Origin of the sequence: Aquabacterium lacunae (assembly GCF_004310865.1) — a bacterium.
GTDB classification, from domain to species: Bacteria; Pseudomonadota; Gammaproteobacteria; order Burkholderiales; family Burkholderiaceae_C; genus Aquabacterium; species Aquabacterium lacunae.
In genome coordinates this window covers 1-560 of record NZ_SIXI01000046.1, presented here as the reverse complement: position 1 = coordinate 560, position 560 = coordinate 1, and the positions used below count along the sequence as shown (strand labels likewise).

The window sequence follows — 560 nt, the reverse complement described above, 5'->3', positions numbered from 1 at the left end:
GTGTGCGGCTTGATCGAACCGGGCTTGCACAGCACTTGGCCGCGCTGCACGTCTTCACGCTTGGTGCCGCGCAGCAGGATGCCCACGTTGTCGCCAGCTTGACCTTGGTCCAGCAGCTTGCGGAACATTTCCACGCCGGTGCAGGTGGTCTTCTGGGTGGCAGCGATACCGACGATTTCGATTTCTTCGCCAACCTTGATCACGCCGCGCTCGATACGGCCGGTCACCACGGTGCCGCGACCCGAGATCGAGAACACGTCTTCCACGGGCATCAGGAAGGTGCCGTCCACAGCGCGCTCAGGCGTGGGGATGTAGCTGTCCAGGGCTTCGGCCAGGCGCATGATGGCTTGTTCGCCCAGCTCGCCGGTGTCGCCTTCCAGGGCCAGCTTGGCCGAACCCTTGATGATCGGGGTGTCGTCGCCGGGGAAGTCGTACTTGGACAGCAGCTCGCGCACTTCCATTTCGACCAGTTCCAGCAGTTCGGCGTCGTCCACCATGTCAGCCTTGTTCAGGAAGACCAGGATGTACGGCACGCCCACTTGGCGCGACAGCAGGATGTG

1 protein-coding gene is annotated in these 560 nt (G+C 63.0%); it reads right to left on the bottom strand.

Going from position 1 to position 560, the window contains the following annotated elements:
- Nucleotides 1-560 (bottom strand): EF-Tu/IF-2/RF-3 family GTPase (locus tag EYS42_RS16940; protein WP_245503696.1); only part of this gene is annotated, 560 nt, incomplete at both ends.